1 pseudogene is annotated in these 265 nt (G+C 48.3%); it reads right to left on the bottom strand.

The annotated features are described in order from the left end of the window. A pseudogene (locus AAEZ05_RS28935) lies at window positions 1-265 on the bottom strand (F0F1 ATP synthase subunit beta); the annotation flags it as partial.

Below are 265 nucleotides of genomic sequence, written 5' to 3'. Positions count from 1 at the left end.
CATCCATACCCAAGATTGCGATGATGTCTTTTAGCTCTCGATAGCGCTGCAAGATTTCCTGTACACCGCGAGCAACGTTGTAATGCTCTTCACCGATAACCAATGGATCTAGCTGACGTGAGGTTGAATCCAGTGGATCAACCGCAGGATAGATACCTTGTGAGGCGATATCACGGCTTAGTACAACAGTCGCATCCAAATGGGCAAACGTCGTTGCTGGTGATGGATCCGTCAAATCATCCGCAGGTACATATACGGCTTGAAC

The organism is Pseudomonas sp. HY13-MNA-CIBAN-0226, from assembly GCF_040310305.1.
GTDB lineage: Bacteria > Pseudomonadota > Gammaproteobacteria > Pseudomonadales > Pseudomonadaceae > Aquipseudomonas > Aquipseudomonas gregormendelii.
The sequence above is the reverse complement of the archived record's forward strand: the minus strand, read 5'-3'. Positions and strand labels throughout refer to the sequence as shown.